This is a genomic window from Biostraticola tofi (assembly GCF_004343195.1).
In the GTDB taxonomy this organism is placed as follows: domain Bacteria; phylum Pseudomonadota; class Gammaproteobacteria; order Enterobacterales; family Enterobacteriaceae; genus Biostraticola; species Biostraticola tofi.
The window spans coordinates 24,436-48,269 of the sequence record NZ_SMCR01000013.1 but is presented as its reverse complement, the minus strand read 5'-3'; the positions used below and the strand labels follow the sequence as shown (position 1 = coordinate 48,269).

General features: G+C 53.2%; 20 protein-coding genes. 4 read left to right on the top strand and 16 right to left on the bottom strand.

Translation table 11 applies throughout. From position 1 onward, the window contains the following. Positions 1-39: 39 nt before the first annotated feature. Positions 40-1,077: a nickel/cobalt transporter gene (locus tag EDC52_RS18055; RefSeq protein WP_131867465.1), complete on the bottom strand. Its 1,038-nt coding sequence runs from the start codon at positions 1,075-1,077 to the stop codon at positions 40-42. Continuing rightward, complete coding sequence (locus tag EDC52_RS18050) at positions 1,068-1,748, bottom strand: DUF1007 family protein (protein ID WP_407924234.1); 681 nt, start codon at positions 1,746-1,748, stop codon at positions 1,068-1,070. Before EDC52_RS18050 ends, EDC52_RS18055 begins: the two co-directional genes overlap by 10 nt. Before the next feature lie 222 nt (positions 1,749-1,970). On the opposite strand from EDC52_RS18050, the gene csiE reads away from it, so the two are divergent. Then, positions 1,971-3,227, top strand: coding sequence for a stationary phase inducible protein CsiE (gene csiE, locus EDC52_RS18045; RefSeq protein ID WP_165911754.1), 1,257 nt, complete (start codon positions 1,971-1,973; stop codon positions 3,225-3,227). 177 nt (positions 3,228-3,404) lie between these two features. Here csiE and glyA read toward each other — a convergent pair whose 3' ends face one another. The 6 genes from glyA to purL all read right to left on the bottom strand — a co-directional run bounded on the left by glyA (position 3,405) and on the right by purL (position 13,378). Beyond that, a complete protein-coding gene (gene glyA, locus EDC52_RS18040; RefSeq protein WP_131867459.1) occupies positions 3,405-4,658 on the bottom strand; it encodes a serine hydroxymethyltransferase in 1,254 nt (417 codons plus the stop codon). A gap of 272 nt (positions 4,659-4,930) precedes the next feature. After that, complete coding sequence (glnB, locus tag EDC52_RS18035; protein ID WP_131867525.1) at positions 4,931-5,269, bottom strand: nitrogen regulatory protein P-II; 339 nt, start codon at positions 5,267-5,269, stop codon at positions 4,931-4,933. Positions 5,270-5,336: 67 nt separating this feature from the next. Next, positions 5,337-6,677 (bottom strand): two-component system response regulator GlrR, encoded by a 1,341-nt coding sequence (gene glrR / locus EDC52_RS18030; protein WP_131867457.1) that lies wholly within the window; start codon positions 6,675-6,677, stop codon positions 5,337-5,339. Then, positions 6,674-7,465, bottom strand: coding sequence for a hypothetical protein (locus EDC52_RS18025; RefSeq protein ID WP_165911753.1), 792 nt, complete (start codon positions 7,463-7,465; stop codon positions 6,674-6,676). The genes glrR and EDC52_RS18025 overlap by 4 nt, the downstream gene beginning before the upstream one ends. 1 nt (position 7,466) lies before the next feature. After that, positions 7,467-8,903, bottom strand: coding sequence for a sensor histidine kinase (locus EDC52_RS18020; RefSeq protein WP_165911752.1), 1,437 nt, complete (start codon positions 8,901-8,903; stop codon positions 7,467-7,469). 584 nt (positions 8,904-9,487) lie between these two features. Continuing rightward, positions 9,488-13,378: a phosphoribosylformylglycinamidine synthase gene (gene purL, locus EDC52_RS18015; protein ID WP_131867451.1), complete on the bottom strand. Its 3,891-nt coding sequence runs from the start codon at positions 13,376-13,378 to the stop codon at positions 9,488-9,490. Between the two features lie 289 nt (positions 13,379-13,667). Here purL and mltF point away from each other — a divergent pair, with 289 nt between their 5' ends. Continuing rightward, a complete protein-coding gene (gene mltF / locus EDC52_RS18010) occupies positions 13,668-15,164 on the top strand; it encodes a membrane-bound lytic murein transglycosylase MltF (RefSeq protein ID WP_131867449.1) in 1,497 nt (498 codons plus the stop codon). Here the strand turns inward: mltF and tadA are convergent. The 3 genes from tadA to murQ form a co-directional block, all read right to left on the bottom strand. Next, positions 15,137-15,658, bottom strand: coding sequence for a tRNA adenosine(34) deaminase TadA (gene tadA / locus EDC52_RS18005; protein WP_131867523.1), 522 nt, complete (start codon positions 15,656-15,658; stop codon positions 15,137-15,139). The genes mltF and tadA overlap by 28 nt on opposite strands. 321 nt (positions 15,659-15,979) lie before the next feature. Further along, positions 15,980-16,618, bottom strand: a complete 639-nt coding sequence (gene yfhb, locus EDC52_RS18000; protein WP_131867447.1) for a phosphatidylglycerophosphatase C — start codon at positions 16,616-16,618, stop codon at positions 15,980-15,982. 138 nt (positions 16,619-16,756) lie between these two features. Further along, a complete protein-coding gene (gene murQ, locus EDC52_RS17995) occupies positions 16,757-17,665 on the bottom strand; it encodes an N-acetylmuramic acid 6-phosphate etherase (RefSeq protein ID WP_131867445.1) in 909 nt (302 codons plus the stop codon). Positions 17,666-17,817: 152 nt separating this feature from the next. On the opposite strand from murQ, the gene EDC52_RS17990 reads away from it, so the two are divergent. Then, positions 17,818-18,666, top strand: a complete 849-nt coding sequence (locus EDC52_RS17990) for a MurR/RpiR family transcriptional regulator (protein WP_131867443.1) — start codon at positions 17,818-17,820, stop codon at positions 18,664-18,666. Positions 18,667-19,859: 1,193 nt separating this feature from the next. Continuing rightward, the gene (locus EDC52_RS17985) at positions 19,860-20,120 is read left to right on the top strand and encodes a YfhL family 4Fe-4S dicluster ferredoxin (protein ID WP_131867441.1); all 261 of its coding nucleotides are present in this window, start codon (positions 19,860-19,862) and stop codon (positions 20,118-20,120) included. A gap of 77 nt (positions 20,121-20,197) precedes the next feature. Here the strand turns inward: EDC52_RS17985 and acpS are convergent, their stop codons facing one another. The 5 genes from acpS to rnc all read right to left on the bottom strand — a co-directional run bounded on the left by acpS (position 20,198) and on the right by rnc (position 23,741). Beyond that, on the bottom strand, positions 20,198-20,578 hold the full coding sequence (gene acpS / locus EDC52_RS17980) for a holo-ACP synthase (RefSeq protein ID WP_131867439.1): 381 nt from the start codon (positions 20,576-20,578) through the stop codon (positions 20,198-20,200). Next, positions 20,578-21,309: a pyridoxine 5'-phosphate synthase gene (gene pdxJ, locus EDC52_RS17975; RefSeq protein ID WP_131867437.1), complete on the bottom strand. Its 732-nt coding sequence runs from the start codon at positions 21,307-21,309 to the stop codon at positions 20,578-20,580. The genes acpS and pdxJ overlap by 1 nt, the downstream gene beginning before the upstream one ends. A gap of 91 nt (positions 21,310-21,400) precedes the next feature. After that, positions 21,401-22,147, bottom strand: a complete 747-nt coding sequence (gene recO / locus EDC52_RS17970) for a DNA repair protein RecO (RefSeq protein WP_131867435.1) — start codon at positions 22,145-22,147, stop codon at positions 21,401-21,403. An 11-nt stretch (positions 22,148-22,158) separates the two neighbouring features. After that, complete coding sequence (gene era / locus EDC52_RS17965) at positions 22,159-23,064, bottom strand: GTPase Era (protein ID WP_131867433.1); 906 nt, start codon at positions 23,062-23,064, stop codon at positions 22,159-22,161. Next, a complete protein-coding gene (rnc, locus tag EDC52_RS17960) occupies positions 23,061-23,741 on the bottom strand; it encodes a ribonuclease III (RefSeq protein ID WP_131867431.1) in 681 nt (226 codons plus the stop codon). The genes era and rnc overlap by 4 nt, the downstream gene beginning before the upstream one ends. Positions 23,742-23,834: the final 93 nt, after the last annotated feature.

The window sequence follows — 23,834 nt, the reverse complement described above, 5'->3', positions numbered from 1 at the left end:
GGGACGCTGCGTGTTTCATCGCAGCGTCCACGCTACCTGCTATCGTCCAAATGGACCGATACTGCCGCCCAATGTCGGTTGAAGGCTGATATACATAACCGTCCCCGCCCCGGCCAGCATCAATCCTCCCGCCAGCACCAGACAGCCAGCGGCGATACTGCGCCAGAGTGGTGGAGTATGCGGTTTGGCCATGCTCGCAGCCAGCCCGCGGCAGTAATAAACAATCAATGCCAGTGCCAACAAAGTAATCGAAGTGCCCGCGGCCATCACCAGCGCCGACATCACTCCCCACCAATATACACCGATCACTTTGGAAAAAAGTAATACCAAAATGGCCCCCGAACACGGCCGAATACCCATGGATAGCACAACGCCAAGCCGGGTACGCCAGTCGTTGGCTGCGCTCAATTCACCGTCATCAGGCAGATGACGGTGACCACAGCCGCACTGGTCGTGATGCACATGGTGCGCAGGCAAAGGAACTGCAGAACGGATGACCAGCGAAGGAGGCGCCTGAGGTCTTCGCCACCGGGAGATGACTTGCCAAAGCAACTTCAGGGCTCGCCAGCAAATCATGCATCCTAGCAACGCCAGCAGCATATAGCTGCCCTTTTCCAGCCAGAACTCGCCTTGATGCAGACTGCGGGACGACAGTTGCCAGACCACTAACATCATTGTCACCAGTACGATCGCCACCAGCCCTTGTAGCAGTGAGGCCGTAAGCGTCAACAGCAGACTGCTTTGCAGTCGAGAGCGATGGGTCGCCAGGTAGGTGGTGATGATGATTTTGCCATGACCGGGCCCTACCGCATGCAGAATACCGTAAACCAGGCTGAACAGCAGCAGCGGGCCGCCGGCCTGCTGAGGATGGCGCTCCACCTGCTGCAACAATTGCGTCAATTGCAGATGCATCTGTTTTTGCCACTGAGCGGACTGATAAACAATCTCCGGCCAATAAGCGAAAGCTGCCTTGATAGTTATGCCCAGTATTATCAGCAGCAGCCAAAAAGGCCAGAGCTGTATCAGCCAGCGGCTGTTTTGGGAGTGGACTGTATTTTCGTGAAAATTCAGCGACATTCTAAAGTAACCTTTTGTGCAAACTGTTGACCTAAATCTTCGTCTTCGCCAGGGGAGTCTTCCTTATCCAGAGAAAGGGCATAGCTCTTCAATGATGCATTGGGATTAGGCGTCATCAGACGAGTCTCGCATTGCCCCTTCAGCGAGTCAGGCAAAGTAATTGAATTTTTATCCGGATAAGCCATATCGACGTAATAGGTAGGATCAAACGTACTCAGCGTTACCGAACCGTCATTGAGTGCCGCCGGATGAGCCAGGGGCAGCACAAATACCAGCCTGACTTTATTTCCTTCACGATAAAGCCGGTATTCCGAGGGACGATTCTCAAACTTCAAGGGTTTACCGTTTTGATAAAGCTCACTGAAATAATGTTGCCCCAGGACATTGGCCATCACTTCGGCCGCCAGTTTTTTCCAGATTTCAGCGTCTTCAGGAGCATCTCCTGCATCATATAGCAGATCTGCCGAGGTGATTTCGTCCATCGTCCAACTCATCTTGAAGCCGCTAAGCGTGGCACCCTGGCTTTGTATCTCGGTTTGCATATCGATAAAACTGTGTGGATGTGCGATCGCCGGGGAACTCAGAACCAGCACCAATGCGGCTACCGCCAGCCGGATGTGGTTCAAGCGCCAGAGCTCCGCGGCACAGGCATTATTGTTATAATATAACACAGTTGACTCCTCATCATACATCCTAAGCGGGATACCGGTGAAAATCGCCGGCGAAAATGAGACGTTCTCATAAGCTATCGTCGGTAGCGGCGCTTTACTCCAACATAAAACGTGATCTGGGCCAGAACTCGGCAACAAAAACCGTGCTGTGTTTCAAGCAGCTAAAATTATTGGCTATCCTGATCATAACGACTAATTGCTATTGGTAAGGCATTGATGAACATGAGCCTGCCCAGTTCTGGGGAGTCGACGCTCTCTGGACCGCAACGGCGCAGTCTTCTGCTGGTCATGCTGTTTGCACCCTCACACCCATTATCGTTAGAAACCCTGGCAGCCGCAACGCGCGCCAGCCTGGAAGACACCCTGCGGGATATTGGCTGCCTGAAAGATGAACTGAACCACATTCACCGTCTCCACCTGGTATCAGATAGTGATTCCCGTTACTACCTCAAAGGCACCGTGCTGAATAAACGCATTTGCCTGATTGAGGGCATGCGTCGGGCAATTCGCCTATGCCCCGAGAAAATCACCGATGAATTTACCGGTTGGCTGGAAAACAGTCTGCAGCGTCTTCCCCCTGCCCTGCAGTTGCCGGCCAATAGGATCGATGACACCGTCGATGAACTGAGTCGACTGCTTAAGCCCAATAACGCCGGTGCCGATAAACTGTTTCTTGGCCTGTTTCTGCGCGTACTGCTGATAGAGTGCGCTGAACAGCAACATCCCGACTTTAATCAGCATCAGCTCAAATGGCTGACGCAAAAACACGAGCAGCAGATCGTGGCTCGGCTGTTCTCAGACTGGCCTTTGCCGCAGGCAGAACTCTATGCATTGACGCTGTTGGTCAGCCTGTCGAATACGCCCCATCATCTGCACTCGTCTTCTGATAGTGATGGTAGACTAAATCGGGCGGTAGAACAGGTGGTTCATCGATTCGAAGGCCTGGCATCAATGGCATTCAGGCAGCATGAGATGTTGGTCAGCCAGTTGTTTTCACACCTCAGTGCGGCACTGGAACGCTGTCATTTTCAAGTTGGCATCGATAGCAGCCTGCAAGAGGAAGTAGAGGAAAAATATCCCCGGCTGCTGAGGACTACCCGAGCAGCGGTGCTGCCCCTTGAAGCAGAATACCGCATTCGGTTTTCCCGTGAGGAAATGGGGCTTATAGCCGTGATTTTTGGCGCCTGGCTGATGCAGGAAAGCGATATACAAGAGAAGCAGCTGCTGATTTTGACTCGCAGCCAGGGTGTGCAAGAGAAAAAACTGGAACTGCAGATACGCGAATTGACGCTGCTGCCGCTCAACATCCGCTTTCAGTCGGTAGAAGACTTTCAGTCAGCTGGGGCGCCGAAGAATACCCGGCTGGTGATAACCACTTTTGCGCTGCCGCTGCCGCTGTTCTCACCGCCGCTGGTGCATGTTCGCCTGCCGTTGGGACAGGCCCAGCAGCAACGGATCCGTCAGTTACTCGAAAACTGAGTGCCCAAGCGGGAAGCTGAGGCTGATCCTGAGTAACGGCATACTGAAAAAAAACCGGCCGGCAATGGCTGGCCGGTTTATTGATATCACCCAGTAAAGCCTTTGGGTTCAGCTGACCCACACCCTTTGGGTCAGCGATGTTCAATCCCGACTCGGCTTACCTTTTACCTTTTTGGTTCAGGCATATACCGGATAACGGGCACAAATTGCCAGCACTTTTTTACGGGTTGCCTCGATAACAGATTCATCGTTAATGCTGTCGAGCACATCGCACATCCAGCCGGCCAGTTCACGTACATCAGCTTCCTTGAAACCGCGACGGGTCACTGCCGGCGTACCGATACGAATGCCGGAAGTCACAAACGGGCTCTTGGGATCGTTTGGCACGCTGTTTTTATTGACGGTGATGTTGGCACGGCCAAGCGCGGCATCCGCTTCTTTACCTGTCAGGTTTTTATCAACCAGATCCAGCAGGAACAGATGGTTGTCGGTCGCACCGGAAACCACTTTATAGCCACGCTCAAGGAATACCGCTACCATGGCCTTGGCATTGCGAGCTACCTGCTGCTGGTAAGTTCTGAATTCTGGCTCCATGGCTTCTTTCAGCGCGACCGCTTTACCGGCGATCACATGCATCAGTGGGCCGCCCTGGGCGCCAGGGAATACGGCTGAATTCAATTTCTTATATAAATCTTCGCTGCCGCCGTTCGCCAGAATCAGCCCGCCACGGGGACCGGCCAGAGTTTTATGCGTGGTAGTGGTGACCACATGGGCATGAGGTACCGGGTTAGGGTAAACACCGCCCGCAACCAGGCCAGCCACGTGAGCCATATCGACAAACAGGTAAGCGCCGACCGCATCAGCGATTTCACGCATTTTTGCCCAGTCCACGATACCGGAATAGGCGGAAAAACCGCCGATGATCATTTTCGGCTGGTGCGTCTTGGCCAGATTAGCCAGTTCGTCATAGTCAATATGGCCGGCCTTATCGATACCATAAGGCACGATATTGTAGAGTTTGCCGGAGAAATTGACCGGAGAACCGTGGGTCAGATGCCCGCCATGGGCCAGATTCATGCCCAGAACGGTATCACCCGGCTGTAGCAGTGTAGTGTATACCGCAAAGTTGGCTTGAGAACCGGAATGCGGCTGCACATTGGCATAATCAGCGCCAAACAGCTCTTTGGCGCGGTCTATCGCCAACTGCTCAACCACATCGACAAATTCACATCCGCCATAATAGCGCTTACCTGGATAGCCTTCAGCGTATTTATTGGTCAGTTGTGATCCCTGAGCCTGCATCACTCTGGGGCTGGTGTAGTTCTCAGAGGCAATCAGCTCGATGTGCTCTTCCTGGCGCACCACTTCTTGCTCCATTGCCTGCCATAATTCGGCATCATAATCTGCAATGTTCATTTCACGCTTTAACATCCGCTTCTCCTGGCTAAGCTAACTCGTCGGCGATTTAAATCAGGGGGGTTTATGAGACTTAGTGTAAACTTTTTTACCCTTGTTCCGATAGGGCCGCCCGACGCTTTTTACGCAATCGATTACGCAGAGTCGCATACATAACCATTCAGTGCCGGGGGTGGCAGCGAATCGGGCGTTTTTTTCATTTTTGGCAGCGGTGATTCTCATGATGGATAAGCATATCCGGCGTGTCAACGCCGGCATGCTGCGGGCAGGTATCAGCAGACACAGTCTTAAATGGCTTCTTCGTCCTGCTCGCCGGTGCGAATACGCACCACTCTTGCGACATCAAAAACGAAGATTTTACCGTCGCCGATTTTACCGGTCTGAGCAGTCTGCATTATGGTTTCAACACAGCTGTCGACGATATCATCCGGTACCACCAGTTCGATTTTCACTTTCGGCAGGAAGTCGACCATGTATTCGGCACCGCGGTAAAGTTCAGTATGGCCCTTCTGGCGGCCAAACCCTTTAACTTCAGTGACCGTCATGCCGGTTATGCCGACTTCCGCCAAGGCTTCGCGGACATCATCCAGTTTGAACGGTTTGATTATTGCATCTATTTTTTTCATCATAATACCTTAACTCAGGCAGATTAACGGCTAGCGCTGCTAATCCTGGTTCGAAAAAAGAGCCAACTTATTGCTTAAAGTCGTTCGCGTCCAGCTGATGGCGGGACAAGAGTTTATAAAATTCAGTACGGTTTCGGCCAGCCATGCGTGCCGCCTGCGTGACATTCCCTTTGGCAATCTGCAGCAGTTTGCGCAGGTAAACCACTTCGAACTGTAAACGGGCTTCGACAAACGTGGGCAGAGCACTGTTTTCACCTTCCAGTGCCTGACTGACGAGTGCCTCGCTTATTACTGGTGCGGTCGTCAAGGCAACACACTGTTCTACCACGTTAACCAGCTGACGTACATTACCAGGCCAGCTGGCCGCCATCAGCCTTTTCATTGCGTCTGAAGAAAAGCTGCGTACAAAGGGTTTATGTCGTTCAGCCGCTGCTCGCAGGAAATGCCGTGCCAGCAGTTGGATATCCTCGGCGCGTTCGTGCAGCGCCGGCAGCTTGAGGCTCAGGACGTTCAAACGATAGTAAAGATCTTCGCGAAATTCCCCCGCCGCCATCACTTTCGGTAAATCGCGGTGGGTCGCAGAAATGATCCTGACATCGATTTCCAGATCCTTGTTGCTGCCAAGCGGCCGCACTTTGCGCTCCTGCAGCACCCGTAGCAGTTTCACTTGCAATGACAGCGGCATATCGCCGATTTCATCAAGGAACAGTGTGCCGCCCGCCGCTGCCTGAAACAGACCTTCACGCTGGCTTACCGCTCCGGTGAATGCCCCCCTGGCATGGCCGAACAGCTCGGATTCCAGCAATTGCTCGGGCAGAGCGCCGCAATTGATGGCGATAAAATTTTTCGCAGCACGGGGACTGGCGGCATGAATCGCCTGGGCCAGCACTTCCTTGCCGGTACCGCTCTGGCCGGTAATCAATACGCTGACATCAGCTTGCGCCACCATTTTTGCCTGCTCCAGCAGACGCAGCATGACGGGACTGCGGGTGACTATCGATTCGCGCCACTTTTCATCACTGCCCGGCATCGACAGGCTCAGCGCTTCGTCAATGGCCTTATAAAGTGCGTCCCTGTCCACCGGCTTGGTCAGAAAACTGAACACACCTTGCTGTGTTGCCGAGACCGCATCCGGGATCGAACCATGGGCGGTGAGGATGATAACCGGCATGCCCGGCTGCAGCTTTTGTATTTCACCGAACAGGGCAATGCCGTCCATCTCATCCATCCGCAGATCGCTTATCACCAGATCCACCCGGTTGCGCATCAGCAGCCGCAGTGCTTGCTCGCCGCTCTCAGCGGTGGTGACAGTGAAACCTTCGCTGGTCAGACGCATGCCCAGCAGCTTAAGCAGGCTGGGATCATCGTCGACCAGCAGCAGATTGGCGGCGGTTTTGCGCACGGTCATGGCCGGTCCTTACTTTTCGTCGGCACCAGGGTATTCCCTTCTGTCTCACCGTCGCTCAACGCGTTTTTACCCTCGGCGGTGGAGTCATCGCTCTGTTCGTTTGGCATGTCAGGGGTAATTTGCTTGCGTGAAGACAAGCGACGCTCAATGTCAGTCAGGTTCTGTAATTTCTGCGTGGTCACCGTCAGTTGATGCTGTAAATGACGCAGTTGCTCCTGCATGATCTCTTGCTGAATAATATTGTCGGCCAGCTCGCGCTCTCCTCGGCTGCGCTCCTCCATAAGATTCAGACGCAGGGACTGCTGCTGACGCCAGATTTTGTACAGCGGGTAGACACTGGCCGGCACCTGAGTCCGATAATGCACCAGACGCTGATAGGCCTGGCGGCGCTCCTGGAATCCACTGCCATCCACGTTGAGCAGAATGCTTTGCCTGAAAGCTTCATACCAACTAGCACCCTGATGATCTTTCGCCTGTCTGCGTGCCTCAGCCAGCGTCATGCGCTCGGCGCATTCGGAAGTGCGCAGCCATAGCGACACATCAGCCAGCTTGTTCTGGTCGGTGGTATGCCATAGTTCTTCGCATTCAGCCATCGCCATCAGCGGTTGAGTGAGAGGCAAAGATTGCGATGTTGCCGGCTGGGTCTCTGCAGGCGTGTCAGCGTGATATTGGCACCCCGCCAGCATCAATACTGCCAATAGCAGTATCTGTCTGGTCACCGGTAAAGGAAAAATTGTCGCCAGCCGGGGAGCCGCACTGCCGGAGGACGATAAAAGCGCATAATTCATATTATTTATTTCCGGCAAGTAGCGGTAGATCAATGACAAAGCAGACCGCAGCATAATCAGCGGCTTGCAGAGAGAGCTCGCCGTTCATCCTTTGAATACAGTCTCGAGCTATACTCAGCCCCAGGCCACTGCCTTTGACCGCACCTTTACGCTGTATTTTCCCCTGGTAAAACGGTTCAAAAATAAGGGCTTGATCCGCTTTGGCTATGGGGTCTCCGCTGTTGGCTATTTCAAGATACAGGCGTTGCCCGGCTTTGCGACTGCGGATCCAGATGTTACCGGATTCCTCACCATAGTGCACCGCATTGGAATAGAGATTATCCAGCACGCGCATCAGTAGAATCGACTCCGCATGGCAATGCTCAACCTGCAGATCCAGCTCGGTGGTGAGATGTTTGGCCCGTGCCGGCAAGCTGTGGGCATCAATGATCATCCCCAGCATTGCCGCCAGGTTGATATCTTCAGGTTCGGCCGGGATCTCGGCGAGGTTGCGGTTATAATCCAGTAATTGTTCAATAAGCTGCTGCAAATGCCGACTGCTGCTGTCCAGGATTGACACGACCTCCCGCTGATCGGTCGTTAATGGGCCGGCGATTTCATCCGCCAGCAGTTCAGTTCCTTCGCGCAGGCTGGCAAGGGGGGTTTTGAGCTCATGGGAAATATGTCGCAAAAATTCATGGCGCTGAGACTCAAGCCATGAAAGTCGCTCATTGAGCCACATGATGCGTTGCGCCAGGGATTGTATCTCCCGCGGGCCGCGGAAAGATTCCCCCCTATTGAGTGACTTACCCTCACCTAATCGATTGATCATTTTTTCCAGGACCTTGACCGGGCCGATGATCATACGGGTGAATAACATCACCAGCACCAGACTGAACATAAAAAGCAGCAGCGCCTGCCAGCCGAAAAAGTGACCGCGCCGAGCGATAGCCTGTCCCAGCAGTTGGCCACGGGCATAAATATTATCGCGAGTGGCTTGCACCATTTCGGCATTGGCGTGAGAAAAAGCTTCCAGGCTGGCGGAAGCGTCACCACTTGGCCGGCTATCGGTACAGTTAAGCTGTGCCAACCTGGCCAGCAGCTGGTTCAGCCGCTGGTCATAACGCTTATCCGGCAACTTGCCCAAGCGCGTGCTGAGGATCTGATGGTATTGACGTCGCTGTTTTTGATAAAGCTGAATGAGACCTTTATCATCAAGAACACAAAATTGACGATAACTACGTTCCATTTCCAAGGCGATGGCGACCATGGATTCGGTTTGACGTACATCGGTAAGAGTGGTCCGATTGATCTCTGCCGCCTGCTCGCTGAGATTATCCAGACTTTGCCAGGCTTGAAAAGCCAGTAGCAGTAAGGGCAGCAGCACCAGCGTAAAAGCCAGTATTACCAGTTGTCGCAATGAACGCGGAAACACGCGCCATCTGTACATTACCGTCATCCTGTTATCCCAGAGCCTGCCCCGCTTGATGCTAACCGAGTCACTCTGCTTAATAAAGCATAAAAAAAAACACCTGGCCGGCTGGCCAAGTGCTTTTTTTAAGTACAGGGGTAAGGAGGTGCCTCACTCAACGTGTCGCCCTATGCTTGTTAATGTCCCTTAGGACATTATCGGTTATGTTGGACGATAGGCACCGTTTTTGGCGTCATTCTGGCGTTATGAAGTTTCTGGCTTCCTACCCTGAAGCCCTGTCATATCTGGTTGAATGAGCAACTGTCGTCTATTATGCATAACTTATGCCAACTAAGGAATTATTTCTTTAACTCGCTGTTAAAAAAAGAAAAATTAATACATTAATAATGATATTATTTTTCTTGCTGCTCCGATTAAGCTTGAACTGTCTCTTTTACCAGACAGTTTTACTACAATGTAAAAAAAACACGTTAATTCAGTAACCTAAATGTCTCCAAAAAGAGACATAATTCACTTTAACCTTTTAAAAAAAGCGACACTCGGCTTATCTGGGCCGCAAGCAGCAGCCAAGTAAGCCACTGCCTGCGAGCCGTCATGGGTCTACCGGCTCCTCAACCCAGTTGTTTTCGGGCATTACGGAAAATACGCATCCATGGCCCATCTTCGCCCCATTCTTTCGGATGCCACGAATTACTGACGGTACGGAACACGCGTTCTGGATGAGGCATAGTAATAGTGACCCGCCCATTGGCGCTGGTCACGGCAGTGATACCATGGGCTGAACCGTTAGGGTTAGCCGGGTAAGTTTCAGTTACCTTGCCACTATTGTCCACATAACGCAGTGCCACCAGACCGGCGCGTTCAAGCGCCGCCAGATGCGCGCCGTCACGTACCTCGACCAAACCTTCGCCATGGGAAACCGCAATGGGCAATCGGGATCCCACCATGCCATCCAGCAGCAGAGAGGGACTCCGGGTAACTTCAACCAGGCTGAATCGGGCCTCAAACCGTTCTGAACGATTGCGGACAAACCGTGGCCATAGCTCAGCGCCAGGAATCAACTCGCGTAAGTTTGACATCATTTGGCAACCGTTGCACACCCCCAAAGCCAGCGTCTGAGGTCGCAGGAAGAAAGCCTCGAATTCGTCACGCACCCGGGTATTGAAAAGAATCGACTTCGCCCATCCTTCACCAGCGCCTAAGACGTCGCCATAGGAAAACCCACCGCAGGCGACCAGGGCATGAAACTCCCTCAGGTCACGTACACCGCCGAGCAGGTCGCTCATATGTACATCTACCGCGTCAAAACCGGCGCGATGGAACGCCGCCGCCATTTCTACCTGGGAATTTACCCCTTGCTCCCGCAGCACAGCTACTTTTGGCCTGGTCTGGCGAGCAATGAAAGGAGCAGCAATGTCATCGGCCGGATCAAAGGTCAATTGCACATTGAGGCCGGGATCGCTGTCGTCCTGTTTGGCAGCATGCTCCTCATCAGCACACTCGGGATTATCACGCAGTCGCTGCATCTGCCAGGTGGTCTCAGCCCACCAGGTTCGCAGCATGGTACGGCTCTCGCTATAAAGTACCTGGTCCGCCGAGCGGATAATAAAACGATCCCCGCTGGCCGCGCTGCCCAAAGTATGCAGGCAGGCGCCTAAACCTTCGCCGGCGAAAATCTCATTTACCCGGGCCTCATCGGCTGAAGCAATCTGAATCACTGCGCCCAGTTCTTCGTTGAACAGTGCCGCCAGCGGCTCGCCGCCAAGATCGGCAATGTCCGCCTCGAGGCCGCAGTGACCGGCAAACGCCATTTCAGCGAGCGTAACCAGCAGGCCGCCGTCTGATTTGTCGTGGTAAGCCAACAGTAATTCTTCTGTGACCAATTGCTGAAGCGCGCGGTAAAAACCGGCCAGCTGTTCAGGGCTGCGCACGTCAGCCGTCTCGCTGCCCAACTGTCGATAAACCTGGGCCAGGGCGGTAGCGCCCAAAGCCTGATTGCCGTTGCCCAGATCGATGAGCAGCAGCCGGTTACCCTCGCGGGTGGAAAGCTCAGGCGTTACGGTTGAGCGGACATCCTCTACCCGGGCAAATGCGGTGATCACCAGCGACAGCGGTGACGTCATTTCGCGCGTTTCATGCCCTTGCTGCCAACGGGTTTTCATCGACATTGAGTCTTTGCCTACCGGGATGGTCAACCCAAGCGCCGGGCATAATTCTTCTCCCACCGCCCTTACGGCCTCATAAAGACCGGCATCTTCACCGGGATGGCCAGCTGCGGCCATCCAGTTGGCGGATAATTTGATTCGCTTGATATCACCAATCCGTGTCGCCGCCAGGTTAGTAAGGGCTTCACCCACTGCCAGACGCGCAGAGGCGGCAAAATTCAGTAATGCAACCGGCGCTCGCTCGCCCAGAGACATCGCTTCGCCATAATAACTGTCCAGGCTGGCCGTGGTCACCGCACAGTCGGCCACCGGAATCTGCCAAGGACCGACCATCTGGTCTCGCGCTACCATGCCGGTAACGCTGCGATCGCCGATGGTGATAAGGAAGGTTTTTTCCGCTACCGCCGGTAAGTGCAGAACGCGGTTAACTGCATCCGCCAGGGTTATGCCGCTAAAGGAGAGGGTTTCACCGGCAGCCTGAATCCGTGCCACATCCCGCGTCATCTTCGGTGTTTTGCCGAGTAATACGTCAAGGGGCAAATCAATGGGCTGGTCATTGAAGTGGCTGTCGGCCAGACTGAGATGCAGCTCTTCGGTCGCGTCACCAATAACGGCGAAGGGTGCCCGTTCCCGGCGGCAAATGGCCTCAAATGCCGCCAGTTTTTCAGGTGCCACCGCCATGACATAGCGTTCCTGGGACTCATTACACCAGACTTCCATCGGGCTCATGCCTGGCTCATCATTCGGAATATCTCGCAGACTGAATCGGCCGCCGCGTTCGCCATCGCTGACTAATTCCGGCATGGCGTTTGACAGTCCGCCGGCGCCAACGTCGTGGATAAAGAGTATCGGGTTGTCATCGCCCAGTTGCCAGCAGCTGTCGATCACTTCCTGGCAACGGCGTTCCATTTCAGGGTTATCACGTTGAACCGAGGCAAAATCCAGGTCGGCATCAGATTGACCGGAGGCCATTGAAGAGGCGGCGCCGCCGCCGAGGCCGATATTCATCGCCGGTCCGCCCAGCACGATAAGTTTGGCGCCGATGCTGATTTCGCCCTTCTGTACGTGGCTGTCGCGGATATTCCCGATACCACCGGCCAGCATTATCGGTTTATGGTATCCGCGCAATTCCCGTCCGTTATGGCTTTGGACACGCTCTTCATAAGTGCGGAAGTAGCCGGTCAATGCCGGACGACCGAATTCGTTATTGAAAGCCGCGCCGCCCAAGGGGCCATCGGTCATGATATCCAGCGCACTGACGATGCGATCCGGTTTACCGAAATCTTCTTCCCAGGGTTGCTCAAAACCCGGGATCCGCAGGTTGGAGACCGAGAAACCGACCAGTCCAGCTTTGGGCTTGGCCCCGCGTCCGGTGGCGCCTTCATCACGGATTTCCCCCCCAGATCCGGTGGCCGCACCCGGCCAGGGCGAAATCGCCGTGGGGTGGTTATGGGTCTCCACCTTCATCAGAATATGTGCCGGTTCCTGATGATAATCATAGTGACCGGTAGCGGCATCCGGGAAGAAACGGCCAACCGCCGAACCCTCCATCACCGCCGCGTTATCTTTATACGCCGACAGGACAAATTCAGGCGTCTGTTCATAGGTGTTTTTGATCATTTTGAACAGCGATTTAGGCTGCGGCTGACCGTCAATAATCCAGTCGGCATTGAAAATCTTATGTCGGCAATGCTCTGAGTTGGCCTGCGCGAACATATAGAGTTCGACATCGGTCGGACAACGGTTGAGGCGGACAAAAGCGTCGAGCAGATAGTCAATTTCATCCGCAGCCAGTGCCAGGCCTAATGATTGATTGGCCGCTTCCAGCGCAGGTCGTCCCTGCTCGAGCACTGGGATACGGCTTACCGGCGCAGGCTGATGATGGGCAAACAGCGCACTGGCCTGTTCAAACTGCTCAAACACCGTTTCCATCATGCGGTCGTGAAGGAGTTCACCCAGGTGTGTCCACTGAGCGGGGGCGAGAGTGGGGCCGGAGATATAAAAAGCCAATCCACGCTCCAGGCGATCAACCTGCTGCAGGCCACAATTATGGGCAATGTCCGTCGCTTTTGATGACCAGGGTGAGCGCGTTCCCGGCCGCGGCGTTACCAGCAATAAGCGCCCCTGAGGCGTATGTTCGGCGAGAGAGGGACCGTATTTGAGTAACCGTTGCAACCTGCCGCGCTCTTCTTCTGACAGGTATGAGTTGAGATCGGCAAAGTGAACAAATTCAGCATAGATATTATCGACCGGCAGCTGTGCTTCACGACAGCGGGACAACAGTTTGTTGATACGAAAAGCTGACAAAGCGGGCGAACCACGCAGTATTTCCATAATAAAAGATCTCTCGTCTTTGAAAGGCGAACCGCCATTGGCGGCTGGCCGCTTCTTAGGGGCGCAACAACAGGGGGGAAACGCGCGTTATTATAAAGAATCCCGGCTTCAGACGAAACCGTTTGCGTGGTTATTCTTGCGAATAACATAAACCCTACAGCTTTTATGGGCTTCCTCTAAATAGTTGCTTGTTGACGATTTGTTGCGCAAAATGCCCTCGACTTCGGCATAAAAAGCAAATAACACTGCCGTTAAAGACAGCGAGGCCTGCGCTACTGCGCAAGATAACTATTTGAAAAAGTTTAAGTTAAATTATGTCGCCATTGGGATCATCACGATTTTACTGACATGGGCGCTGTGGTTGAACTTACCCTGGCATCAGCAGGGAGAAGACCAGCTCAGCAGAATTAAGGCACGCGGTATTCTGCGTATCAGCACAGTCCAGGGGCCGCTTAGCTATTATATCGGGAGTAATGGACTGAAAAGCGGCTTCGATTATGAACTGGCAAGCGCCTTCGCCGATTATCTGGGTGTGAAATTAGAGGTGAGGGAGCGCGCCAGCCTCAATCAGCTTTTCGACGATCTCGATCGAGATGACGCCGATCTGCTGGCCGCCGGCCTGATATACAATAAAGAGCGCCTGGCGCGTTTTACTACCGGCCCTGCGTATTATTATGTATCCCAGCAACTGGTCTACCGGCTCGGGCAACCCAGGCCGACCAACCCCGGTAACCTGAAAGGACGGTTAGCGGTGACATCAGGTTCAGCCCATATCACTCTGTTGCGTTCTCTGAAAAAAAACAAATACCCTGAGCTTAAATGGGAGGTCTCGTCTGATCTCAGCAGCCGGGCACTGTTGGAGCAGGTTGCCGCAGGTAAACTGGATTACACCCTGGCAGACTCCGCCACGGTTGATCTGCTGCAGCGCATTCATCCTCAGTTAGCGGTGGCGTTTGACGTCAGTGATGAAGAGCCGGTGACCTGGTATATGAAACGCAGCCACGGCGATGACCTGTCTGCCGCATTGCTGGATTTTTTTAATCGGTTTGGCGACGATGGGCTTACCGCCCGACTGGAAGAAAAATATCTTGGTCATGTGGGAGGGTTTGACTATGTCGATACCAAAACTTTCCTCAATGCCATCGACGGTACCCTGCCCGCCTTTCGCCACCTGTTCGAAAAATATGCCAGTGAACTGGACTGGAGACTGCTGGCAGCCATTTCCTACCAGGAGTCACACTGGGATCCCGAGGCTATTTCAGCCACCGGCGTACGTGGGCTGATGATGCTGACCCGCGTTACTGCCGCCAGTCTGGGTATTGAAGACCGGCTGGATCCGGAACAGAGTATTCGCGGCGGCGCTCAGTATTTAGCCAGCATGATGCAAAAAGTACCCGACAGCATTCCCAAGGACGAAAGGATCTGGTTTGCGCTGACGGCCTACAATATGGGTTATGCCCATATGCTGGATGCCCGTGCCCTGACGGCGATTCAGAAAGGAAATCCCGACAGCTGGGTCGACGTCAAACTGCGTCTGCCGATGTTGAGCCAGCCACATTATTATCGCCAGACCCGCTATGGGTTTGCCCGCGGGCAGCAGGCTTACAACTATGTGGAGAACATCAGACGCTATGAAATGAGCCTGGTGGGCTACCTGGAGGAAAAGCAGAAAAAAGCCGCCGAGCTGGCGGCCTGGCATGCAGATCCGGCAAATGCCTATCCGGTGGTGAACGCGGCTGAACTGCCTGTCGTTACATCGCCCTATCGGCTGGATAACATTCCGCGCTGACGCTCAGCCTTGTGCTGGGCCCGCCGGCGTTTGAAGAAACTGCTCAGCTGGTCAGCGCATGCGTCACCCAGCACCCCCGCGGTGACGCAGGGCCGGTGGTTCATCCCCGGGTGTGCTAATATATCCAGCAGTGAGCCGGCGGCACCGGTTTTGAAATCGCTGGCACCGTACACCACCCGTTTGACGCGTCCATGAATAATAGCCCCGGCACACATGACGCAGGGCTCGAGCGTAACATAGAGCGTCGCCTCCAGCAGGCGGTAGTTGCCCAGACGGGCACCCGCCTCACGCAGCGCCATTACCTCAGCATGGGCAGTGGGATCATGACCGGCGATAGAGCGATTCCAGCCTTCACCAATGATTGCGCCATTGAGCACCAGCACCGCGCCAACCGGCACCTCACCTTCACTTTCGGCGCGATCGGCCAAGGCCAAGGCATGGCGCATCCAGACGCTGTCCTGCTGATCCTGTTCGTCCCCATGACCAGACGTCATTTGCTCCAAAGCCTGAGTATCACTGATAACCAGACATGTATTCGTTTCACCCGTCTCATTAATCACCGCCTCCTTCACCGGATGTCCTTCGTCATCCAGCAGTTGAGCAGTATCAGCAGAGTTAGTTTGCCCAGGCACCGTCAGCCCTCGCTCGGCGGTAAAAAAACGCTCAGCTGTTATTGTGTTAAAAATCATCTCAAACAGGCGACCTTTTTATGTAACAACCATCTCAAATAGGGACCTTTCGGTCAACACAGAGATAAGGGGAAATTCAGGCTGCGGTAGCAGCCGGATGCGCCTGCAGCCTGCCCGCCTGAAGCCTTAATCCAGTGGTTTTAAATTACCGTCAGGCGTTACCCGCCAGCGGTGCTCGCAGAAGTAAAGCAAGGGGCTGTCGTGCAGACTGTCACTGTAACCGCTGTAAAGCTTTAACGGTATGCCGAGTTCACGCTCAAGCTGAGCAACCTTTTCATGACCAAGACAGCGCAACGTGAGTACCCAGCCGCCATTTCGGCGCTCCATACGGCTGCCGATGAGCTTCACCTGCGGCAGAAAAACCGCGTCATGATATACCCCCTCGACCAGCGGTTCCGGCGAACCGGTAATCAGCCATACCTGGGCATCGTGACTCTCAAGATAATCGCTCAGCCGTTGCAATACCACCGGGAATCCCGTGACATGAAGCCTGAACCAGACGATAAATTTTTCCTGCAGCGCCAGCAGCTTGGTCTCGCTATGGCCAAAAGTTATCGCCCAGAGCAGCAGACTCATCGGCCAGCGGGCATTGCGCCCTTTAACCAGCAGACCTATTCCTATCACCGGCAATAGCGGGAGAACCAACAGGATATTGAGCGGCAAGTGGCGAAGCAGGAAACGCAGAAACGTGCCAAACATATCTTGCTGGTGCAGGGTGCCGTCCAGATCAAAAAAAACCACACGCTGGGCTGTTGAGCTGCTCAAAAGCTATACCTCCGGATCATCAAATCCAATTATCCTCGTTAAAACACATCCTGCCAACAGTGCGTATGCCACCCCTGCCAGATAAAGCACTACCTTGCCGGTCACAGTGGAGCCATCCCCCCTTCCCATGACGCCGTCTCAACCAGGTTGATGGAATGCAGTGATTGCATCACGCAGATAACCTTGATGTACAGTCAGTAAGTCTAACGCCTCATCTGCTGTAATGCCGGTCAATATCATCAGGATTGCCGGCTTGACCTCAAAAGAAGTTTGTTCAAGAGCCGCTCGTGCCTCAATAAGCCGGGCTCCGGTCGCATCGCTGACAATACGGCAAGCGCGGTCAACCAGTTTTACATTGGTGGCTTTTACGTCAACCATCAGGTTTTGATACACTTTCCCAAGCTTAACCATCGCGCCGGTCGAGATCATATTGAGGATAAGCTTTTGCGCGGTTCCTGATTTCATCCTGGTGGAACCGGTAAGTACCTCCGGTCCGACTACCGGCGATATGGCAATCTGCGCTTCTTCGGCAATCGGGGATGCCGGGTTGCATGAGATGGCGACGGTAACGCAACCTGACCGTCTGGCAAACTGCAGGCCGCCGATGACGTAAGGCGTCCGCCCGGAAGCCGCCAGGCCAATGACGATATCATGAGTTCCGAGGCTGGCTGCCCGCAGATCCTCTTCAGCCAGCGTCAGGCTGTCTTCAGCGCCTTCAACGGCTTGGAGCAGCGCACCGGGACCGCCGGCGATCAGACCGATAACGCGGGATGCCGGGACGCCGAAAGTCGGCGGACATTCTGCAGCATCAAGTACACCGAGCCGGCCGCTGGTGCCGGCGCCGATATAAATAATGCGTCCGCCGGCCTTGAGCGCATCAGAGGCAGCGTCTATTGCGCGGGCAATCGCCGGAAGCTGGCTGGCAATGGCCTGTGGAACTTTTTGGTCCTCCCGATTAAACAGGATAGCCATTTCGAGTGATGACAGGCTATCAAGATCCATAGAATCCTGATTACGTGTTTCAGAAACCAATGCACCTAAATTCATGAATACACCATTGAATTTTTAATTCAAATAATAAAAAATATTATGGAATATTTAATTCTAACAGGCGAGTAAAATCTGGCGTAGCATTAACCAGCGATATCCTGTTTGCCATCTGTTTAACCTATTAAGGCATTCGGGCCGAGGAATAATCAATGAGTAGTCTGCTTCGCATACGTCAGCTTTATCGTTCTTTATCCCAGAATGACCGAAAACTGGCTGATTTTCTGCTGACTCAAACCGATGACGCTCGTCATCTCAGTTCACAAAGGGTGGCTGAAATGGCCGGGGTCAGCCAGTCAAGCGTGGTCAAATTTGCGCAAAAGCTGGGTTACAAAGGATTTACGGCCCTCAAACTGGCGCTGAGTGAAGCCTTGGCTTCGGCCCATGAAGTCCCTTCCATACCGGTGCATAACAAGATTCTTAGCGATGACCCGATGAAAACCGTCGGCGAAAAACTACTGGCGGAAAAGGTCGCAGCTCTGCGCGCTACTCTGGATATCAACAGCGAAGAAAAACTCAAAGAGGGGGTAGCACTACTGCAACAGGCCAGACGGATTATCATCGTCGGCATTGGCGCGTCCGGGCTGGTCGCGCGTGATGTTTCCTATAAGCTGCGCAAAATCGGCATGATGGCCATCGCCGAAACGGATATGCACGTCTTGTTGGCTACCGTCCAGGCGCTCAGCGCTGAGGATGTGCTGTTTGCCATCTCATTCAGCGGATCCCGCCGAGAAATCAACCTGGCCTCCCAAGAGGCGCATCGCGTAGGCGCCCGGGTAATGGCTATCACCAATTTTTCACCTAATGAACTTCAACAGCATGCCGATGTGGCGCTGTACACCGTATCAGAAGACCAAAGCCAGCACAGCGGAGCTATCTCATCCAACATTGCCCAATCCGCGTTGACCGACCTGCTGTTTATGGGGCTGGTACAACGAGATTTGGAAAATGCGCCCGGCCGCATCCGGCATAGTGAAGAATTAGTCAGAAAACTGGCCTGAACAGTGCCTTGCCTGACTAATGCCTGCAGACGGTAACGACTGTATCGGGTTCCTTTGTTACCTGGTTTATCCAGCATATAAGTTAATTTGTTACCCTACCTCTGTAGTTGATTTGGTCGGCTATTGAGAATTTGGCGCCTAAGAAAAGAAAAAGGGGTAATAAATATGACTATAACTACGAATAACACGGCTGCATCAGTCAGTGTCCTCCCTCCCGCCCCTACCACCGAGTGTGACACCTGTAAAAAACGCGGCTCGACGATGGTCGCTACATTGAAGAAAGTGGCTAACGTGCCCCTCAAGCTGTTTACAGTGCTAAGCAAATTTACCCATCGTCACCCCAAGTGCTCATTATACATTTCAGCATTGACAACGATAATGTGCATTCCCTCATCCGGAATTGCAGCTATTGCCGTGTTACCCTTAATGTTTCTGACCGGTCTGACTGCTGCAGGCAATTTCATTGCCGATAAATCGAGCTGCGCCAAGTCGTAGCCCCTGCCGTGAGAGAAAGGCTTATCCTGTTACTCTATTGCTTATGGACTCCTACCGCAACGGGATCCCCTATAGAATAAACACAACCCAGGAATGCAGTAATGCATTCCTTTAACATGTTGAAGTTTCTTCCTGCTGATAAAACTGATGACCGGATATTGCTGCACTGATAGTGCGGGCGCGTTAGTCATAACATGGAAAGCATAAATATTAATTGACAGCTCGCTGGCCGAAAAAAAAGGACCAGACAATCACCCTATTTTAGCGAGGATGCCTTTTCCGCTAAGATGATTTATCTTGATAATGTATCGACACTTCATTAATTTCAAAATTGTATAAATGAACCAAAAAAATGAACTGACCTTAGTTATTGTATGAGTTCTAAAATTAATATTGGGATAAATTAAAAAAAACACAGCTTTGGGTAATATCATGTGATCAGTAAAATAGTAGTTTTGAAGGTTCGATGGCGGTAGATATATTCTTTATTAGAACTGGCATCGTGTTATAGCTTACACATAACGGAGGAATAAAAAGTCGAGATACCCGTTTTATAGCGTTGTTATAGTGAAGAATACTCAGGCTTAAATGCTCAAGCGCTTATCATTATTGGGGTTATCCTGCTTTTATGTTACAGTGCGCGGTAATTTATGTGCACAAGCACGTGACTTTTTTGATTAGAGATGTAATCGATTGATATGGCTTTATTTATTACAAAGCGGTGCATCAACTGCGATATGTGCGAACCAGAGTGCCCCAACCAGGCGATTCGCATGGGTGATGAGATCTATGAAATAGATGCCTATCGCTGCACCGAGTGCGTGGGGCATTATGACCAGCCTACCTGCCAGAAAGTCTGTCCGATTGACAGTACTATTCTGGCCGATCCGGCACATGCCGAAACCAATGAGCAGTTGTGGGAAAAATTCGTGGTGATGTATCACAGCGATAGACTGTAAACAAGGGTTTGCTCCAGCCTATTAGGCGACATCCGTTAAATTGCGTCAGGCATATTAATTAAATTGCGCCAGGCACATTAATCCTCAATGATTACCGTTGCACAGGCGTAGTGCCGTTCGTCGGCCAGGGTGACGTGAACGCTTTTCACGCCAAGCTCAATCGCCAATTCGGCCGCCCGGGCATGAAATCTCAGCCCCGGTTTGCCCAGACTGTCATTAACCACTTCAAACTGCGCAAAGGCCAGTCCATTGCGGATACCGGTGCCAAATGCCTTGGCAGCCGCTTCTTTCACGGCAAACCTTTTAGCCAGAAAGCGCACGGGCTGCTGATGCCGACAGAACAGCGCCCATTCGCCGTCGCTGAGGATGCGCCGGGCAAAACGGTCGCCACTGCGCGCGACCACCGCCTCGATACGGCCGATCTCTACAATATCGGTACCCAACCCTAGAATAGTCATCAGCAACGCACTTCCCGCATCAATCGTTTCATTTCAGCTACCGCCTCACTCAGTCCGGTCATCACCGCCCGACCGATTATCGCATGGCCAATATTCAATTCGTGGATTTGCGGCAACATCGCCACCGGCTGGACATTATGATAAGTCAAACCATGGCCGGCATTGACTTTCAAGCCGAGTCCGGCCGCCAGCAGGGCGCCCTGGCGAATACGCGCAAGCTCGGCTTCGCTATCCGCGCCGGCAGCGGCCTCGGCATAGGCGCCGGTGTGCAATTCGATATAGGCGGCGCCGGTTAGCGCTGCGGCCGTGATCTGCGCTTCATCGGCATCAATGAACAGAGATACCTGAATACCAGCCGCAGTCAATCGCTGTACGGCAGCCGTCAGGGTTTCCTGCTGGGCGGTAACATTCAAGCCGCCTTCGGTGGTCACCTCCTGCCGTTTCTCCGGCACCAGGCAACAAAAATGCGGCCTGAGTTCACAGGCGATCGCCAGCATTTCCTCAGTCACCGCCATTTCAAGGTTCATGCGGGTGTGCAGCGTCTGACGCAACAGTCTGACATCCCGGTCGGTGATATGTCGACGATCCTCGCGCAGATGCACAGTAATCCCATCAGCCCCGGACTGCTCGGCAATAAAAGCCGCCTGTACCGGGGAAGGATAGCAGGTGCCGCGCGCATTGCGCAGCGTGGCGATGTGATCGATATTGACACCCAGCAGCAGGTCAGACATGTCTAGCTCCATATTTTGACAACATAGCTCCAGTGTAAACCAGCCCAGTAGGGCTAGCCAACCGCAGGCGGTATGCCATCAGGCCAGATAATCACTCTTCCGGGGTTTTGTTGACCTTAGGTTTGTTAGGCGGTTTACCCTGCATAAACTGTTTAAATAATTCCCGGCTTTTTAGCGGCTTGCCTCCGAGGTAGGGCTTCAAAGCCATACGCGTAAAGCGTTTTGCGGCCCGTAGCTGATCCACACTGGTAAAGGCTCTGCTGGCTAGCGATTGCAACTCGCGACCGGTAAAGCTTTGATGGTCTACCACCAGGCTGGCAATAAATCCTTTTTCCTCGCGGTAGCGGTAAGTCATATTATCGTCAATCGGTTCACCGCTGCCGGCGCAGTGCAGAAAATCCACCCCGTAGCCCAAATGTTCCAGCAACGCCAGCTCAAAGCGTCTTAACGCGGGTTCCGGTGAACCTGTCGCACCAGCAAGCCACTGCAGACAATGCAGGTAATCAAAAAAAAGACTGGCATAGTCCGTTTCGGCGGCCAGCACCCGGGACAATAGTTCATTGACATAAAGACCGCTGTACAGCATCAGGCCGCTCAGCGGCAAACCAAGCGAGACCGCTTCAGCATTGCGCAGGGTTTTGACTTCGCCACGTCCGCTCCAGCGAACCAGCAAGGGAGTAAAGGGTTGCAGAACCCCTTTCAGAGAGGAGCGGCGGGAGCGGGCGCCTTTGGCAAGCACCGTAACCCGACCGTCATTTTCAGTAAAGAGATCCAGCATCAGGCTGGTTTCGCTGTAGTGCCGCCCATGCAGCACAAACGCGCGTTGCCAGCCTTCCACGGCGCTGCTTCTCAGAGATCGTCCACGTAACCAAGACTGCGCAGGGCGCGCTCGTCATCGGCCCAGCCAGATTTCACCTTGACCCACAGCTCAAGATGCACCTTGGCTTCAAACATGGCTTCCATGTCCTGGCGCGCTTCGATACCGATGGTTTTTATCTTTGAGCCTTTATTGCCTATGACCATTTTCTTTTGACCATCACGTTCAACCAGGATCAAGCCATGGATGTCATAACCGCCGCGCTCGTTGGTGACGAAGCGTTCGATTTCAACCGTAACGGAATACGGCAGCTCGTCGCCGAGAAAACGCATCAGCTTCTCGCGGATGATTTCCGATGCCATAAAGCGCTGGGAGCGATCGGTAATGTAATCTTCCGGGAAATGATGAATGGCTGCGGGCATGCATTTACGCACTATACCCGCCAGCGTATCGACATTCATGCCGGTTTCAGCGCAGATCGGCACCACATCAAAGAAATCCATCTGCTTGCTAAGAAAATTGATATGCGGCAGCAGGATACTTTTATCGGTTACGTTATCGACTTTATTGATTGCCAATACTACCGGACACTTGAGATCACGCAGTTTATTCACCACCATCTCATCGTCATCGGTCCAGTGGGTACCTTCCACGACGAAGATCACCAGTTCCACATCGCCGATTGAGCTACTGGCTGCACGGTTCATCAAGCGGTTAATTGCCCGCTTTTCTTCTATATGCAGTCCAGGGGTGTCTACATAAATAGCCTGGTAAGGGCCTTCAGTATGGATTCCCATAATGCGGTGACGCGTGGTTTGCGGCTTACGCGAGGTAATGGAAATTTTCTGCCCCAGAAACTGGTTCAGTAAAGTGGACTTTCCAACATTCGGGCGTCCAACTATCGCCACAAACCCGCAATAGGTGATTTCTTCGCTCATTCAAGCTCCAGAATTTTCAGCGCCTGTTCGGCGGCTGCCTGTTCGGCTTTGCGACGGCTTGAACCATTGCCCAGTACGGGTTCCGGAAAGCCACTAACCTGGCAGTGAATAGTAAATTCCTGATCATGAGCCTCACCCCGAACCTGTACGACCAGGTAGGTGGGTAGCGGCAAATGACGCCCCTGCAGATACTCCTGCAGACGGGTTTTAGGATCCTTTTGTTTGTCCCCGGGACTGATTTCATCCAGGCGGCTGCGATACCAATTGAGGATCAGCCGCTCGACATTGTCGATACTGCTGTCCAGAAAGATACCGCCTATCAATGCTTCCACGGTGTCAGCCAGAATCGACTCACGGCGAAAACCACCGCTCTTCAACTCGCCCGGCCCAAGTCGCAGACATTCGCCCAGTTCAAATTCCCTGGCCATTTCCGCCAGAGTATTTCCACGGACCAGGGTGGCGCGCATCCGGCTCATATCACCTTCATCGACTTTGGGGAACCGCTGGTACAGGGCATTGGCGATCACATAACTTAGTATTGAATCACCCAGGAATTCCAGCCTTTCATTATGTTTACTGCTGGCGCTTCGGTGTGTCAGCGCCTGTAACAGAAGCTCATGCTGCTGAAAAGTGTAGCCCAGTTTTTTCTGGAGCCTAGTAATTAAGATGGGATTCATGCGTTACCAATAACTTAACCGTGCGTCAAAATAACTGCAGCATACGGAACAGAACTGAGGCGTTATAGTGTCGCCCAGCACCGTTTCGTGTGC